Source organism: Streptomyces sp. A18 (assembly GCF_059026065.1).
On the sequence record NZ_JBWLKL010000004.1, the window covers coordinates 1 to 16,087 of the forward strand.

Below are 16,087 nucleotides of genomic sequence, written 5' to 3' on the forward strand. Positions count from 1 at the left end.
CGGTCGCGTCGGCTGCGCCGATTCCGCTGCGCTCCACCCTTGACACCCGTCCCTCCACCGCGCGAGGGAAGACGACCGGACGGCCCAGGAAGCGGGGCTATGGGGAAGGTGGGCTGGGTCATCCGGCCTCGCTGCCGGGCGCGGCCCGGATCTTCTGGAGTGACCGTCAGGGGACGGGGCGCGCGGTCGCTCCAGGGGTGGACACCGGTCTCGTCAAGCGTCTGCCGACCGGATCTTCCGGGGTGGCTGTCTCGGGCTGGGGTGACGAGGGCGCACTGGGGACGGGTGTTGGTCTTGTCGCGCGTCTGCGGCCCGGACCTTCTGCCTTCTGGGGTTGGGTCCTCACGGGGAGGGTGCGCGGGAGCCCCGGAGACGGGTGCCGGTTTCGTCAGGCATCCAGCAACCGGATCTTCTTGCAGGCCCAGCCTGCACCGGCCGGCCAGCACGGCGCGGTGCTTGCAGGAAGGTCTCAGGCAAGGAGGCGTGCGGGCCGGGTTCGGTGGGACTTTGCTGCGGTCCGGGGGAGGGGACCTACTTTTGCAAAGTTGTGTTCCCGCAGAAGGGGGGCGCGCGCTTCGCGCAATGCGCCTGCGCCTTCGTGGGAACAAACGCCCCAGCCCTCACCCCTCCGCCCTCGCCCCGTTCAGCAGTCACCGCGGGGCAATCGGGGTGGGGAGGCATGTTCACGCACCCGCAGGTGCAGGGTGCCGCATCCGCCCCCCCGGCTCAGGGTCAGCGCACCGCCCCCGGGGAGCCCCAGACCCCCGGAATATGGACGCCGTTTGCGTACAGCAGTGAAAGGGTTCCACAATCCTGACAGGGTCCATTACCTTGGACGAGGCAGTCCAGGTGAATGGACTGGTCGAGAGTGGAGAAGTGGAAGGGTTGGCTGTGGACGCGTCGAGGAGTGGTCAGGAAGCCGCACCCAGCGGGCGCTGGGGTGCCCTCGGGCCCGTCGGGCTGGTGCTCGCGGGCGGCATCTCCGTCCAGTTCGGTGGCGCCATCGCCGTGAGCGTGATGCCCAAGGCCGGGGCCCTCGGCATCGTGACCCTGCGGCTCGCCTTCGCCGCTCTGGTGCTCATGATCGTCTGCCGGCCCCGCCTCCGCGGGCACTCGCGCGCCGACTGGGGGACCGTCGTCGCCTTTGGTGTGGCCATGGCCGGGATGAACGGGCTCTTTTATCAGTCCGTCGCTCGGATCCCCATGGGGCCCGCCGTGACGCTTGAAGTGCTCGGGCCTCTCGCCCTCTCCGTCTTCGCCTCCCGCCGCGCCGTGAACCTGGTGTGGGCCGGGCTCGCCCTCTGCGGTGTCTTCCTGCTCGGCGGTGGGGGTGGATTCAGTGGGCTTGATCCTGTCGGTGTCGCGTACGCCCTCGGCGCCGGCGCCATGTGGGCCACGTACATCATCTTCAGCGCCCGTACGGGGCGTCGCTTCCCGCAGGCCGACGGGCTCGCCCTCGCGATGGTCGTCGCCGCGGTCCTGTTCCTGCCGCTCGGCCTCATCGAGTCCGGGGACAAGCTCGTACGGCCCGAGGTCCTCGCGCTCGGCGCGGCCGTCGCCGTGATGTCCTCCGTGCTGCCCTACACCCTCGAACTGCTCGCCCTGCGGCGCCTTCCCGCCTCCACCTTCGCGATCATGATGAGCCTGGAACCGGCCATCGCCGCCGTCGCCGGATTCCTCGTACTGAATCAAGCCCTTTCCGTGAACGAGGCCCTGGCCATCTCGCTGGTCATCGCCGCCAGCATGGGCGCCGTCCGGACCCAGGTCGGGCGCGGGCGTGCCCGCAGTGGGCGTGGGCGTGCGAACGGGGGTGTCGTGTCGGGGGCCGCTCCCGACGCCGCCCTGCTGGTTCCCAAGGGAGAGGGCCAGGAGGGCCAGGGCGTAGACGAGCCCGTTCCGGAGACGTCCGGAAAGTAATGCAAGCACGCTTGCTTGTTTCTCCGGGCGCTGCCATGCTCCGGGGCACACCGCCGTGCCCCGAGGGGAGCGCTCCGTGTCCGAAGCTGTGCCCGTACTCGACGATCTGCGCCGTGAGAGCGAGGAACTCGACCAACTGGTCGAAGGGTTGAGCGAGAAGCGCTGGGCGCTTCCCACTCCCGCCGACGGGTGGACCATCGCCCATCAGATCGCCCATCTCGCCTGGACCGACCGCGCCGCGCTGACCGCCGTCACCGACGGCGAGGCCTTCGGGCAACTGGTCGAGGAAGCGCTCGCCGCCCCTGACTCCTTCGTCGACGACGGGGCCGCGGAAGGTGCCGCGCTGCCGGTCGGCGAGTTGCTCTCCCGGTGGCGTGCCGGGCGCGATGCCCTCCTTGAGGCCCTTGCCGCCGCGCCTCGCGGCACTCGTTTCCCCTGGTACGGGCCTCCCATGTCCGCCACATCCATGGCCACCGCCCGGCTGATGGAGACCTGGGCCCACGGCCAGGATGTCGCCGACGCGCTGGGCGTCGCGCGGGTGCCCACGGACCGGTTGCGGCACGTCGCTCATATCGGCGTTCGGGCCCGGGATTTCTCGTTCGGTGTACGGGGATTGAGTGCGCCGGGGGTTTCCTTCCGCGTCGAACTGGTGCTTCCCTCCGGTGAGTTGTGGGTCAGTGGGCCCGACGATGCCGCACAGCGCGTCACCGGCCCCGCGCTCGACTTCTGCCTCCTCGTCACCCAGCGCGCGCATCGCGACGACCTCGCCCTGCGTGCGGAAGGCGCCGACGCCGAGCGGTGGCTGGGCATCGCGCAGGCCTTCGCCGGGCCCCCGGGGCGCGGACGGCCCGCCAAGGCCGGGGAGAGCGGGCGGTGACCGCGCCGCTGCGGGTCGGGAACGCTTCCGGGTTCTACGGCGACCGCTTCGACGCCATGCGGGAGATGCTCACCGGTGGGCCGCTCGACGTTCTCACCGGGGACTACCTCGCCGAGCTGACCATGCTGATCCTCGGGCGCGACCGGCTCAAGGACCCCTCGCGCGGCTATGCGAAGACCTTCCTGCGGCAGCTGGAGGAGTGCCTCGGGCTCGCCCAGGAGCGGGGCGTCAAGGTCGTCGCCAATGCCGGCGGGCTCAATCCCGCCGGACTCGCCGACGCCGTCCGGGTGTTGGCGGGGAGGCTGGGGGTCGGAGGGCTGCGGGTCGCCCATGTGGAGGGGGATGATCTCGGGCCTCGTTTTCCTGGTGCGCTCACCGCCCATGCCTATCTCGGTGGCGCCGGGATCGCCGCTTGCCTGCGGGCCGGGGCCGATGTCGTCGTCACGGGGCGCGTGACCGATGCCGCCCTCGTCACCGGGCCCGCCGCCGCGCACTTCGGGTGGGGCGGTGGTGAGTACGACCGGCTCGCGGGGGCCGTCGTCGCCGGGCACATCCTCGAATGCGGGACCCAGGCCACCGGGGGCAACTACGCCTTCTTCGCCGAGCGCGAGCAGCGTGAGCTGCGGCACCCCGGGTTTCCTGTCGCCGAGATCCACGAGGACGGGTCCAGCGTCATCACCAAGCACGACGGCACAGGCGGGTTCGTCGACGTCGGTACGGTCACCGCGCAGCTGCTGTACGAGACCGCAGGCGCCCGGTACGCCGGGCCCGACGTCACCGCCCGGCTCGACACGGTCACCCTCACGCAGGAGGGGCCCGACCGGGTCCGGGTCGCCGGGGTGCGGGGCGAGCTTCCGCCGCCCGATCTGAAAGTGGGGCTGAATCGGCTCGGTGGCTTCCGCAATGAAGTGGTCTTCGTGCTCACCGGGCTTGATGTGGAGGTCAAGGCCGATCTTGTCCGGGCGCAGGTGGAGGACTCCCTTGAGCGGGCCAAGTCCCGGCCGCAGGAGGTGGCGTGGGAGCTCGTCCGTACCGATCGGGCCGACGCATCCAGCGAGGAAGCCGCCTCCGCTCTGCTGCGGCTAGTCGTGCGCGACCCGCAGCAGGATCCCGTCGGGCGCGCTCTGAGCGGCGCCGCGATCGAGCTGGCCCTCGGCAGCTACCCCGGCTTCCACGTGACGGCGCCCCCGGGCAAGGGCGCGCCCTACGGAGTCTTCGACGCCGCGTACGTCGGGCGCGGCACCGTCGAGCACACCGCCGTACTGCCCGGCGGTGAGCGGATCGCCGTCGGAGCCGCCCCCGGTGACAGTCTCGCACTCGAGGACCTTGACCAGCCGCCCCTTCCCCCGCCACTCCCGCCAGGTCCCACCCGCCGCGCGCCCCTCGGTCTCGTCGCCGGGGCCCGCAGCGGCGACAAGGGCGGGGACGCGAACGTCGGCGTATGGGTGCGCACGGACGACGCCTGGCGGTGGCTCGCCCATGAGCTGACCGTCGAGCGGTTTTGTGAACTCCTTCCCGAGACACGGGAGTTGGACGTTGTGCGGCATGTGTTGCCCAATCTACGGGCCCTGAACTTCGTCGTCGGCGGGATCCTCGGCGCGGGCGTCGCGTCCCAGGCCCGCTTCGACCCGCAGGCCAAGGGCCTCGGCGAGTGGCTGCGCGCCCGCCACATCGACATACCGGTCGCACTCCTCGAAGCGAGAGAAGCGAGAGAAGCGAGAGAAGCGATGCAAGCGACAGAAGCGGCCGAAGCGATCGCACCCACGGAGGTACACCCGTGACCGTCCTCGTCTCCGCGCTCGACCCCTTGAGCGCCGAGTACGCCGAGCACCGCGAGGCCATGCTGGACAAGCTCACCGAACTCGACGCCGAGCAGGCCAAGGCCCTTGAGGGCGGCGGCGAGAAGTACGTCGCGCGGCATCGGGGGCGCGGCAAGCTGCTCGCCCGGGAGCGGATCGAGCTGCTCCTCGACCCCGATACGCCGTTCCTGGAGCTGTCGCCGCTCGCCGCCTGGGGGAGCGACTATCCCGTCGGCGCCTCGATGGTCACCGGCATCGGCGTCGTCGAGGGCGTGGAGTGTCTGATCACCGCCAACGACCCGACCGTGCGCGGCGGGGCCAGCAATCCCTGGACCCTGAAGAAGGCCTTTCGCGCGCACGAGATCGGGCATGCCAATCGGCTGCCCTCCATCCACCTCGTCGAGTCGGGGGGTGCCGATCTTCCGTCCCAGAAGGAGATCTTCATTCCGGGCGGTGCGCTCTTCAAGCACCTCACCCAGTCGTCGGCCGCCGGCATTCCGACCGTCGCCGTCGTCTTCGGCAATTCGACGGCAGGGGGTGCCTACGTCCCCGGCATGAGCGATCACGTGATCATGGTCAAGGAGCGCGCCAAGGTCTTCCTCGGTGGTCCGCCGCTGGTGAAGATGGCCACCGGCGAGGAGAGCGACGACGAGTCGCTCGGCGGTGCCGAGATGCACGCCCGTACCTCCGGCCTCGCGGACTATCTCGCCGAGGACGAGCGGGACGCGCTGCGGCAGGCCCGGCGGGTCGTCAAGCGGCTCAACTGGCGCAAGGCGTATGCCGATCCGGTGGCCGCGGTCGCGCCCCCCAAGTACGACGAGGACGAGTTGCTCGGCATCGTGCCCGGCGATCTCAAGGTGCCCTTCGATCCGCGCGAGGTCATCGCCCGCATCGTCGACGGCTCCGACTTCGACGAGTTCAAGCCGCTGTACGGGGCGAGTCTGACGACCGGGTGGGCCTCCCTGCACGGCTATCCCGTCGGGATCCTGGCCAACGCGCAGGGCGTGCTCTTCAGCGAGGAGTCCCAGAAGGCCGCCCAGTTCATCCAGTTGGCCAATCAGCGCGACATTCCGCTGCTCTTCCTGCACAACACCACCGGCTACATGGTCGGCAAGGAGTACGAGCAGGGCGGCATCATCAAACACGGCGCGATGATGATCAACGCCGTGTCGAACTCGCGCGTGCCGCACCTGAGTGTCCTGATGGGGGCCTCCTACGGCGCCGGGCACTACGGCATGTGCGGACGCGCCTTCGACCCGCGATTCCTGTTCGCCTGGCCCAGCTCCAAGTCCGCCGTCATGGGGCCGCAGCAGCTGGCCGGGGTGCTCTCGATCGTCGCCCGCGCCTCCGCCGCCGCCAAGGGGCAGCCCTACGACGACGAGGCCGATGCCGGGCTGCGCGCCATGGTCGAGCAGCAGATCGAGTCCGAGTCGCTGCCGATGTTCCTTTCGGGCCGTCTCTACGACGACGGGGTCATCGACCCCCGCGACACCCGCACGGTCCTCGGCCTGTGCCTGTCCGCGGTCCACACCGCCCCTTACGAGGGCGCGCGCGGTGGCTTCGGCGTCTTTCGGATGTGAGGACCTCAATGACCCCCGTGACCCCCATGACTCCCATGAGCCGTCCCATCAGTACCCTGCTCGTCGCCAACCGCGGTGAGATCGCCTGCCGCGTCTTCCGTACCTGTCGTGAACTGGGCATCGCCACCGTGGCGGTGTACTCCGACGCCGATGCCGACGCGCTGCACGTCCGTGAGGCCGACTCCGCCGTACGGCTTCCTGGGTCGGCGCCCGCCGACACCTATCTGCGCGGCGAACTCATCGTGAAGGCCGCGCAGGCGGCCGGCGCGGACGCCGTCCACCCCGGCTACGGCTTCCTCTCCGAGAACGCGGACTTCGCCCGCGCCGTTCTGGACGCAGGGCTCGTGTGGATCGGGCCGCCGCCCGAGGCGATCGAATCCATGGCATCCAAGACGCGCGCCAAGGAACTCATGGCCATCGCGCCGATGGACGTGGACGACGTCGGTGAGGGCGATCTGCCGGTCCTGGTGAAGGCGGCGGCCGGTGGTGGCGGGCGCGGCATGCGCGTAGTACGTGAACTGAGCGCCCTGAAAGGCGAGTTGGTCGCCGCGCGCGCGGAGGCGGCCCGTGCCTTCGGGGACGGCGAGGTCTTCGTCGAGCCCTATCTGGAGGGTGGGCGGCACGTCGAGGTGCAGATCATGGCCGACGCGTACGACACCGTCTGGGCGCTCGGCACCAGGGACTGCACCCTCCAGCGCAGGCACCAGAAGGTCATCGAGGAGTCCCCGGCGCCGGGACTCGGTGCCGGTCTCGTCGAGGAGCTGCACGCGCAGGCCGTGCGTGCGGCGCGCGTGACCGGGTATCGCGGGGCGGGCACGGTGGAGTTCCTGGTCGCGGGCGACCGGGCGCAGTTCCTGGAGATGAACACCCGGCTCCAGGTCGAACACCCGGTCACGGAGGCCGTGTTCGAGGTCGACCTCGTGGCGCTGCAGATCCAGGTCGCGGAGGGCGCACGGCTCGCGGAGGAGCCGCCCGCCGCGCGCGGACACGCCGTCGAGGCCCGCCTCTACGCCGAGGACCCGGCGGCCGAGTGGGCCCCGCAGACCGGCACGCTGCACCGGCTATCGGTGCCGGGCGTGCGGCTCGACACGGGGTACGTGGACGGCGACTCGATCGGCGTGCATTACGACCCGATGCTGGCCAAGGCCATCGCGTACGCCCCCACGCGCGCGGCGGCCCTGCGCTCACTGGCGGGTGCGCTGGAGCGTGCGGTGGTCCACGGGCCCGTCACCAACAGGGAGTTGCTCGTCCGTTCCCTGCGGCATCCGGAGTTCGTCGACACCCGCATGGACACCGGTTTCTACGACCGGTACGTCACCGAACTCGCCGCCCCCGCACCCGATCCGCACGCCCCGCTGGCCGCCGCCCTGGCCGACGCTCACGGGCGCTCGCGGTTCGGCGGCTGGCGCAACCTCGCGTCGCAGCCGCAGGTCAAGCTCTTCAGGAGCGAGCCGGACGGCGCCGAGCACGAGGTGCGCTACCGGCACACGCGGGAAGGGCTCTGCGCGGAAGGCGTGCGGGTGCTCTCCGTGGCGGGTGATCTTGTCGTGCTCGAAGTGGGCGGTGTGCGGCGGCAATTCAGGGTGAGCCGGTACGGCGACGATCGCGTGTACGTCGGCAACACCGCCCTCACCGCGCTCCCGCTGCTCCCCGAACCCACCACCCGGCAGTCGCCGGGCTCCCTGCTCGCCCCGATGCCGGGCACGGTCGTGCGCCTGGCCGACGGGCTCGCGGAGGGGGCGCGGGTGACCGCCGGGCAGCCCCTCGTCTGGCTGGAGGCCATGAAGATGGAGCACCGCATCTCCGCTCCGGCCTCCGGCACGCTCACCGCTCTGCACGCCGCTCCCGGCCACCAGGTCGAGGTCGGCGCCCTGCTCGCAGTCGTAGACGTCGCACAGGAGGAACAGTCCGTATGAGCACCGTCCTCGAGACCGAAGAGCACCAGGCCCTGCGCGCGGCGGTCGCCGCACTCGGAAAGCGCTACGGCCGCGAATACCTCACCCGTGTCGTCCAAGGCGGCGGCCACCCCGACGAACTGTGGGCCGACGCCGCCAAGCTCGGCTACCTGGGCGTGAACCTGCCCGAGGAGTACGGAGGAGGGGGCGGCGGCATTGCAGAACTCTCCATCGTCCTGGAGGAGTTGGGAGCCGCCGGCTGTCCCCTGCTGATGATGGTCGTCTCGCCCGCGATCTGTGGAACGGTCATCGCACGCTTCGGCACCGAGGAGCAGAAGCAGGCGTGGCTGCCCGGCCTCGCGGACGGCACCCGCACCATGGCGTTCGGCATCACCGAACCCGACGCGGGCTCCAACTCCCACCGCATCACGACGACGGCGCGCAAGGACGCCGCGAGCGGCGACTGGCTCCTGACCGGCCGCAAGGTGTTCATCTCGGGCGTCGACATCGCGGACGCGACGCTGATCGTGGGCCGCACGGAAACTGTGTCTGACAACGGCGTGAGGACCGGCAATCTCAAGCCCTGTCTCTTCATCGTCCCGCGCGAGACGGAGGGCTTCCAGCGGCGGCAGATCGAGATGGAACTCCAGTCGGCGGAGAAGCAGTTCGAGCTGACCCTGGACGACGTTCGGCTGCCGCCCGAGGCCCTGGTGGGCGACGAGGACGCGGGGCTGCTCCAGCTCTTCGCCGGGCTCAACCCCGAGCGGATCATGACGGCGGCGTTCTCGCTCGGCATGGCCCGGTACGCCCTTTCCCGGGCCGTCGGATACGCCAAGGAGCGCAGTGTCTGGAAGAGCCCGATCGGCGCCCACCAGGCGATCGCGCACCCTCTCGCGCAGTGCCACATCGACATCGAACTGGCCCGCCTGATGATGCAGAAGGCGGCCCGGCTCTACGACGAGGGTGACGACATGGGCGCCGGTGAGGCCGCGAACATGGCGAAGCTGGCCGCTGCCGACGCGTGCGTGAAGGCAGTCGACCAGTCGGTGCACACATTGGGCGGCAACGGCCTGACGAAGGAGTTCGGCATCGCGTCGCTGATCGTGGCGTCGCGGGTGGCGCGGATCGCTCCCGTGAGCCGGGAAATGATCCTCAACTACGTGTCGCACCAGACCCTTGGCCTGCCCAAGTCGTACTGAGCCCTCGCTCGCGCCGTCAACTGCTGGAGTTCATATGGGACTTGTGAACGCGCCCCAAGAGCGCGGCATCGTGACGCTCACCCTGGACAACCCCGCCAACCGCAACGCACTCTCGGCGGGGCTCCTGTCCGGGCTCGCGCAGGCGCTCGACGACTGCGGCAAGGACCCCGACGTACGAGCGGTCGTCCTCACGCACACCGGCTCGACGTTCTGCTCGGGCGCCGATCTGCGTGAACCGCCGGACCCCGCCGTGTTCGTGGGGCTGCTCCGGCAGATGGTGGAGCTGCCGAAGCCGGTGGTGGCGCGGGTGGACGGGCATGTGCGGGCCGGCGGGCTCGGGCTTCTCGGCGTGTGCGACATGGCGGTCGCGGGGCCGGGAGCGTCGTTCGCGCTGACGGAGGTACGGATCGGGGTGGCGCCCGCGGTGATCTCGATGCCGCTGCTCGCCCGCCTGGACCCGAGCGCGGCGGCACGCTACTTCCTCACCGGGGAGCGCTTCGGCGGGGCGGAGGCGGCGCGGATCGGCCTGGTGGCGGTGGCGGGCGACGACGTGGACGCGGAGCTTTCACCCCTCGTCGAAGGGCTGCGGAAGGGGGCGCCGCAGGCCCTGGCGGAGACGAAGAAGCTGCTCACGGCTAGGGTGCTCGACGCATTCGACCACCACACGGACTCCCTCATCGCCCTGTCCGCGCGCCTCTTCGCATCGGCGGAGGCCCGGGAGGGGATGGGGGCGTTCCTTGAACGACGGGAGTGCCCATGGGTGCTGTGACGGCGGCCGACCGCGCCGACCGCTCGCCCAAGCAGGACCGCAGCCGTGCGACGCGGCAGCGGCTCCTGGAGGCGGCGGTGGCGTGCCTCGCCGAGAGCGGCTGGGCGGGGTCCACGGTGTCCGTGGTCGCCGAGCGGGCCGGTGTCTCGCGGGGTGCGGCCCAGCACCACTTCCCGACGCGGGAGGACCTTTTCACGGCGGCGGTGGAGTACGTGGCCGAGCAGCGGTCCACTGCGCTGCGGGCGCTTCCCGCGCAGGACCGGGGGGCTGTAGTGGCTGCCCTGGTCGATCTCTACACGGGTCCGCTGTTCCGGGCGGCGCTGCATTTGTGGGTGGCGGCGTCGAATGAGCCCCAACTCGGCTCCCGGGTGACGGAGCTGGAGGCGCGGGTGGGCCGCGAGACGCACCGGATAGCGCTGCAGTTGCTGGGCGCCGATGAGTCACGCCCCGGGGTGCGGGAAACGGTCCAGGGGCTCCTGGACATGGCGCGAGGCCTGGGCCTCGCGAACCTGCTGACGGATGACGCGGCTCGGCGGGAGCGGGTGGTGCGGGAGTGGGCGAAGCTGGTGGAGGGGGCGCTGCGCTGAGCGGCCTCGAACGCCGGCCGGGCTGATTGGTTTCAGCCCGGCCGGCGTTCGAGGACGAACTCGGCGAAGCCGGTGATGACGGCGCCCAAGGCCCCCCTAGCGCGCGATGTCCCCGTACCCCTCGACCGCACGCGGGTCCCGCGTCCCGGGCCCGATGTACCGCGCCGAGGGGCGGACAAGCCGCCCCGTCCGCTTCTGCTCAAGAATGTGCGCCGACCATCCCGCAGTCCGCGCGCACGTGAACATCGACGTGAACATGTGCGCCGGCACCTCGGCGAAGTCGAGGACGATCGCCGCCCAGAACTCCACGTTGGTGGCGAGGACGCGGTCAGGGCGGCGGGCGTGCAGCTCGTCGAGCGCGGCCTTCTCCAGCGCCTCCGCCACCTCGAAGCGAGGAGCGCCGAGCTCGCGCGCCGTACGGCGCAGGACCCGCGCCCGCGGGTCCTCGGCCCGGTACACCCGGTGGCCGAAGCCCATCAGGCGCTCGCCCTTGTCCAGCGCCTGCTTCACGTACGCGACCGCGTCCCCCGTCCGCTCGATCTCCTCGATCATGCCGAGGACACGAGAGGGCGCGCCCCCGTGCAGGGGGCCGGACATGGCGCCCACGGCCCCGCTCAGCGCCGCCGCCACGTCCGCGCCCGTCGACGCGATGACGCGGGCGGTGAACGTGGAGGCGTTCATGCCGTGCTCGGCGGCCGACGTCCAGTACGCGTCGACGGCCTGGACGTGCTTGGGGTCGGGCTCGCCGCGCCAGCGCTTCATGAAGCGCTCGACGACCGTGTCCGCTTTGTCGATCTCGCGCTGCGGCACCATCGGCAGGCCCTGGCCGCGGGCGGACTGGGCGACGTACGAGAGGGCCATGACGGCGGCGCGCGCGAGGTCGTCGCGGGCTTCCTGCTCGCTGATGTCCAGGAGCGGTTTCAGGCCCCACACGGGGGCGAGCATCGCGAGCGCGGACTGGACGTCGACGCGGATGTCCCCGGAGTGCACCGGGATCGGGAACGGCTCGGCGGGCGGCAGGCCGGGGTTGAAGGCGCCGTCGACCAGCAGGCCCCAGACGTTGCCGAAGGAGACGTGGCCGACCAGATCCTCGATGTCGACGCCGCGATAGCGAAGCGCGCCGCCTTCCTTATCCGGTTCGGCGATCTCCGTCTCGAACGCGATGACTCCCTCAAGTCCGGGTACGAAGTCGGACATCAGGCGGCTCCTCGTGATGTGTACGACAGATGGTGGTGACAGACAGCTCGTGACCATGTGTCAGAAGTGGGCATTCTCGGTCCGGTTCCGCGGTCTGCCGGTACCTCTCTGGCATCCGGTTTTCGACTCGCGGTCCGGATCGGTCACCCCGGTGATGCCCCGCCCGGCTGGTGGTCACCCAACCGATTCGGCAGCGGAACGATATCCCTTGGTGCCACCCTTGGCGATGGTATGCGGCACTCAGTGCCACACGTCACCCTCCATGGTGCACGACCGCCCGTCGACCGTCCCTTCGTATACGGCAGGATGACCGCGTGACCGATCGAGCCGCCGCCTCCGCAGCAGCCTCCTCAGATGCCGTGCCCGCCTCCTCCGCGTCCTCTGCCTCCGATCCCGCCGCGATCCGTGCCCACTACGGCATCGACGGACTCGTCGAGACGGAGCTGCCCGCCACGCCCGTCGAGATGTTCGCGCAGTGGTTCGCACAGGCGCTCGGGGCGGCCGGTGACGGCCTGCTCCACGAGCCGAACGCGATGGTCGTCTCGACGGTGGACGCCGGAGGCCGCCCCAGCTCGCGCACGGTCCTCCTGAAGGGCTTCGACGAGCGCGGCTTCGTCTTCTTCACCAATTACGAGTCCCGCAAGGCCCGCGAGCTCGCCGCGAACCCGAACATCGCGCTGCTCTTCCCCTGGCACCCGATGGCACGCCAGGTCATCGTCACGGGCACGGCGATGCGCGTCGCCCGGGAGGAGACGGTGGCGTACTTCCGCACCCGCCCGCACGGCTCCCAGCTCGGCGCCTGGGCCAGCGCCCAGTCATCGGTCATCGCCACGCGCGATGAACTGGACCGTGCGTACGCCGACTTGGCGGAGCGCTATCCGGAGGGCGAGCAGGTGCCCGCGCCCCCGCACTGGGGCGGCTTCCGGGTCGAACCGGAGAGCGTGGAGTTCTGGCAGGGCAGGGCGAACCGCCTGCACGACCGTCTGCGGTACGCACGCGCCGAGCAGGGCCGCTGGTCCGTGGAACGGCTCAGCCCTTGAAGGCGGCTCCTGGTCGGTCCCTGGCGGTCCCTGGCACCCCCTGGTAGTCCCCGAGGGCCGTGCGCTAGCCCGTCAGGACCCCGTCCAGGAACGGCTGGATCGCCTCGCGCCAGGCCTCCGGCTGGTCGTAGTGCACCAGGTGGCCCGCGTCGGCCACCTCCGCGTACGCCCCGCGGGGCAGCACGCGGACCATTTCCTGGGACTCCGCGCGGCCCAGCTCGCCGTCCAGGCCGCGGACGACCAGGGCGGGGCACTGGACCTGGGTGAGGTCCTCCCAGTGGGCGTCGTACACCCACGTCTCGCGGGACTTCAGCATCTGGTCGTGGTCGAAGACGGGGCGCCAGCCGTCCGGGCCCTCGGCCATGACCTCGGCGAAGAACTCGCCGCGTGAGGGGTTGGGGCGCTCGACCCAGGGATCGTCCTCGCCGAACCACTTCCGTACGTCGGCGAGCGTGGCGAAGGGCACGGGCCAGGCCTTGAACCAGTCCTCCCACTCGCGCTGCGAGGCGGCGCCGAGCGCGGAGGCCCGCATGTCGCAGATGATCAGGGCGCGGACGAGGTCGGGGCGCTTCGCGGCGAGCTGCCAGGCGGTGAGCGCTCCCATGGAGTGGCCGATGAGGACGGCGGGGGCGAGACCGAGCTGGACGAGCGCGGCCTCGGCGTCGTCCACGTAGGCGTCGCGGGTGAAGGGGCCCTCGGGGGGCTTGTCGCTCTGCCCGTGCGCGCGCTGGTCGAGTGCGACCGCGCGATGTCGTTCGGCGAGCCAGCGGGCCGTGCCCGCCCAGTGGGATGCCCGGCCCATCAGGCCGTGCAGTAACAGGACACCTCCGGGCGGCCCGTCGGCCTCCCTGGACTTGGGAGGATCGGCGAACTCCCAGGCGGCGAGGCGTACGCCACCCGCGCCCGTCACGTCAATGCGCCGCACCATGGTTCCTGGCACCCCCCTTGAATCCTCTCGGGCTGAACGCCTGGTTCTGTCTCGCACCCCCGCACGCTATCGAACTCCCTTTCGAAAGCGGTCTGATCGCCGGCAACACCCCTCGTTCGAGTGACCACGCTCAAGGATTGGCCGCCGCAGCCGAGGGGAGATCTTCATCGGGAGGCGGGCCGCTCGGGGAAAACGGTCCGAGGGGGATGACCCTGGGAGCTCGGGGCTCCGGGTCAGAACAGGGGAGGACGGGCCCCGGCGCTCAAGGGCGCCGGGGCCCTCAGTGTGTAAGGGGCGTGCGGATACGCCCCGCTTGCCCACGCGCTCCCGCTCACCAGATGGGCACATCCTCCTGCCCCCTCCCACGGCCGTGACGGCCAGACCCGGCGCCGACACGGACAAGAGCCCTCAGGTCATATGCCTCTCGCGACAGCCTCGCACGCAAAACGTCCGGGCGCTGCGATTCCGCACACTGAATCTTGGACCCCATTCCATCCCGGAGTCTTCACAACTGCCCAACAGTTACCGCTAGTTGACGCGAACTCCCGGTAACGGGAGCCGGATTCCGCCGTCGCCCGGGGTCGTGGACGTCACCGCCCGGTCCTGCCTGCCTCAGCGCTTGGCCACGAAGACGTGCGAGGCGACCCCCGCGTCCAGCTCCGCGGCCTCGCCGCTGCTGCCCACGAGCACCCCGCCGGCGGACTCCGTCACGCTCACCACGGAGCCGGGCTGCACGCCCGCGCGCCGCAGCGTGTACATCAGCTGCGCGTCCGTCTGGATCGGTTCGCCGATGCGGCGCACCACGACGGTCTTGCCCTCCGCGCCCGGGTCGAGGTCCACGAGGGAGACCATGCCCTCGTCCAGGAACGGGTCCGCCCCGTCCTTCTCGCCCAGCTCCTCAAGGCCCGGGATCGGGTTGCCGTACGGAGACTCGGTGGGGTGGCGCAGGAGCTCCAGGACGCGGCGCTCCACCGCCTCGCTCATCACGTGCTCCCAGCGACACGCCTCCGCGTGGACCTGCTCCCACTCCAGGCCGATCACGTCGACAAGGAGGCACTCCGCGAGGCGGTGCTTGCGCATCACGCGGGTGGCGAGCCTGCGGCCCTCCTCGGTCAGCTCCAGGTGACGGTCGCTCGCGACCGCCACCAGGCCGTCGCGCTCCATGCGCGCGACCGTCTGGCTCACCGTCGGCCCGCTCTGGTCGAGACGCTCGGCGATCCGGGCGCGCATGGGCACCACACCTTCCTCCTCCAGTTCGAGGATGGTGCGCAAATACATCTCAGTGGTGTCAATCAGCCCCGACATGGGTGCCCCTCAGATTTCTCTCGTGCGGCCGGCCCTGCCCCCAATTCTGACGCATACCACTGACAACCGGATCGCGCCGGGGGAAAACCCGGCCCAGACGGTCTCGACGGGGTGCTCGGGCCGTATTGACAGGGCACTGGTCCAGACCGCACCGTGATCCGCGGCACACGGGAAATACGTGCAGGAAATACGTACAAGACATACGTACCCGGAAAGGTTCCTCGGCGCATGGGCTCGAAGAGCGACAGCAAGCTGGCCGGTCAGTACATCGACGCCGCGATCGGCCTGCTCGGCCGCGTGCGCGACGAGGAGGGCGGGAACGTCGAGGCGGCGGGCACGCTCCTCGCCGACGCGGTCGAGGCCGGCGGCAGGCTCTTCGCCTTCGGCGCCGGGCACTCCTCGCTCGCCGCCCAGGACGTCGTCTACCGCGCGGGCGGCCTCGCCCTGATGAACCTCCTCGCCGTCCCCGGGGTCGTCGGCATCGACGTCATGCCCGCCACGCTCGGCTCCGCCCTGGAGCGGGTCGACGGGCTCGCGGGCGCCGTCCTGGACTCCTCGCCGGCCCGCCCCGGCGACGTACTGGTGATCATCTCGCTCTCCGGGCGGAACTCCCTGCCCGTGGAGATGGCGATGAACGCCCGCGCGCTCGGCCTGAAGGTCATCGGGGTGACGTCGGTGGTCTATGCGACGGAGACGAAGTCGCGGCACAGGTCCGGCACCTTCCTGAAGGACCACTGCGACGTCGTGATCGACTCCAAGATCGCTCTCGGCGACGGCGAGCTCAGCATCGACTCCGTCGAGGCGCCCTTCGGCCCCGCATCCAGCGTCGTCTCGAACGCGATCATGCAGGCGATGGCGGCGACGGCCGTCGAGCAGCTCGCGTCCCGGGGCGTCGAGCCGCCGCTGCTGCGGTCGGCGAACGTGGACGGCGGTCACGAGTGGAACGGCCGGGTCTTCGAGGAGTACGGCGACCGGATCTTCTACCGCCGCTGAG

The 16,087-nt window shown here is 70.9% G+C and carries 13 protein-coding genes; 10 read left to right on the forward strand and 3 right to left on the reverse strand.

What is annotated here, in order from left to right:
* The first annotated feature begins 885 nt into the window (after positions 1-885).
* From AC5P1C_RS08110 to AC5P1C_RS08145, 8 genes are all read left to right on the forward strand, one after another.
* On the forward strand, positions 886-1,917 hold the full coding sequence (locus AC5P1C_RS08110) for an EamA family transporter (RefSeq protein ID WP_493865360.1): 1,032 nt from the start codon (positions 886-888) through the stop codon (positions 1,915-1,917).
* A gap of 76 nt (positions 1,918-1,993) precedes the next feature.
* On the forward strand, positions 1,994-2,794 hold the full coding sequence (locus AC5P1C_RS08115; RefSeq protein ID WP_493864996.1) for a TIGR03084 family metal-binding protein: 801 nt from the start codon (positions 1,994-1,996) through the stop codon (positions 2,792-2,794).
* A 56-nt stretch (positions 2,795-2,850) separates the two neighbouring features.
* Positions 2,851-4,575 (forward strand): acyclic terpene utilization AtuA family protein, encoded by a 1,725-nt coding sequence (locus AC5P1C_RS08120; RefSeq protein ID WP_493865361.1) that lies wholly within the window; start codon positions 2,851-2,853, stop codon positions 4,573-4,575.
* A complete protein-coding gene (locus tag AC5P1C_RS08125) occupies positions 4,572-6,173 on the forward strand; it encodes an acyl-CoA carboxylase subunit beta (protein WP_493864997.1) in 1,602 nt (533 codons plus the stop codon). Before AC5P1C_RS08120 ends, AC5P1C_RS08125 begins: the two co-directional genes overlap by 4 nt.
* A 35-nt stretch (positions 6,174-6,208) precedes the next feature.
* Entirely contained in the window at positions 6,209-8,089 is a 1,881-nt protein-coding gene (locus AC5P1C_RS08130) for an acetyl/propionyl/methylcrotonyl-CoA carboxylase subunit alpha (protein ID WP_493864998.1), read from the forward strand.
* Positions 8,086-9,267 carry an acyl-CoA dehydrogenase family protein gene (locus tag AC5P1C_RS08135; RefSeq protein WP_493864999.1) on the forward strand — a complete coding sequence of 394 codons (1,182 nt, stop codon included), beginning with the start codon at positions 8,086-8,088 and terminating at the stop codon, positions 9,265-9,267. Before AC5P1C_RS08130 ends, AC5P1C_RS08135 begins: the two co-directional genes overlap by 4 nt.
* A 34-nt stretch (positions 9,268-9,301) precedes the next feature.
* Positions 9,302-10,036 carry an enoyl-CoA hydratase family protein gene (locus tag AC5P1C_RS08140; RefSeq protein ID WP_493865000.1) on the forward strand — a complete coding sequence of 245 codons (735 nt, stop codon included), beginning with the start codon at positions 9,302-9,304 and terminating at the stop codon, positions 10,034-10,036.
* Positions 10,024-10,623: a TetR/AcrR family transcriptional regulator gene (locus AC5P1C_RS08145; protein WP_493865001.1), complete on the forward strand. Its 600-nt coding sequence runs from the start codon at positions 10,024-10,026 to the stop codon at positions 10,621-10,623. Before AC5P1C_RS08140 ends, AC5P1C_RS08145 begins: the two co-directional genes overlap by 13 nt.
* Positions 10,624-10,719: 96 nt before the next feature.
* Here AC5P1C_RS08145 and AC5P1C_RS08150 read toward each other — a convergent pair whose 3' ends face one another.
* Positions 10,720-11,820, reverse strand: a complete 1,101-nt coding sequence (locus AC5P1C_RS08150) for a citrate synthase 2 (protein ID WP_493865002.1) — start codon at positions 11,818-11,820, stop codon at positions 10,720-10,722.
* A gap of 314 nt (positions 11,821-12,134) precedes the next feature.
* On the opposite strand from AC5P1C_RS08150, the gene pdxH reads away from it, so the two are divergent.
* On the forward strand, positions 12,135-12,860 hold the full coding sequence (pdxH, locus tag AC5P1C_RS08155) for a pyridoxamine 5'-phosphate oxidase (RefSeq protein ID WP_493865003.1): 726 nt from the start codon (positions 12,135-12,137) through the stop codon (positions 12,858-12,860).
* 64 nt (positions 12,861-12,924) lie between these two features.
* On the opposite strand, the gene AC5P1C_RS08160 is transcribed toward pdxH, so the two are convergent.
* Both AC5P1C_RS08160 and AC5P1C_RS08165 read right to left on the reverse strand, forming a co-directional pair.
* Positions 12,925-13,788 carry an alpha/beta fold hydrolase gene (locus AC5P1C_RS08160; RefSeq protein WP_493865004.1) on the reverse strand — a complete coding sequence of 288 codons (864 nt, stop codon included), beginning with the start codon at positions 13,786-13,788 and terminating at the stop codon, positions 12,925-12,927.
* A 612-nt stretch (positions 13,789-14,400) separates the two neighbouring features.
* On the reverse strand, positions 14,401-15,093 hold the full coding sequence (locus AC5P1C_RS08165) for an iron-dependent transcriptional repressor DtxR (RefSeq protein WP_493865005.1): 693 nt from the start codon (positions 15,091-15,093) through the stop codon (positions 14,401-14,403).
* Between the two features lie 228 nt (positions 15,094-15,321).
* Between AC5P1C_RS08165 and AC5P1C_RS08170 the strand changes: the two genes are divergently transcribed.
* Positions 15,322-16,086, forward strand: coding sequence for an SIS domain-containing protein (locus AC5P1C_RS08170; protein ID WP_493865006.1), 765 nt, complete (start codon positions 15,322-15,324; stop codon positions 16,084-16,086).
* The last annotated feature ends 1 nt before the right edge of the window (position 16,087 follow it).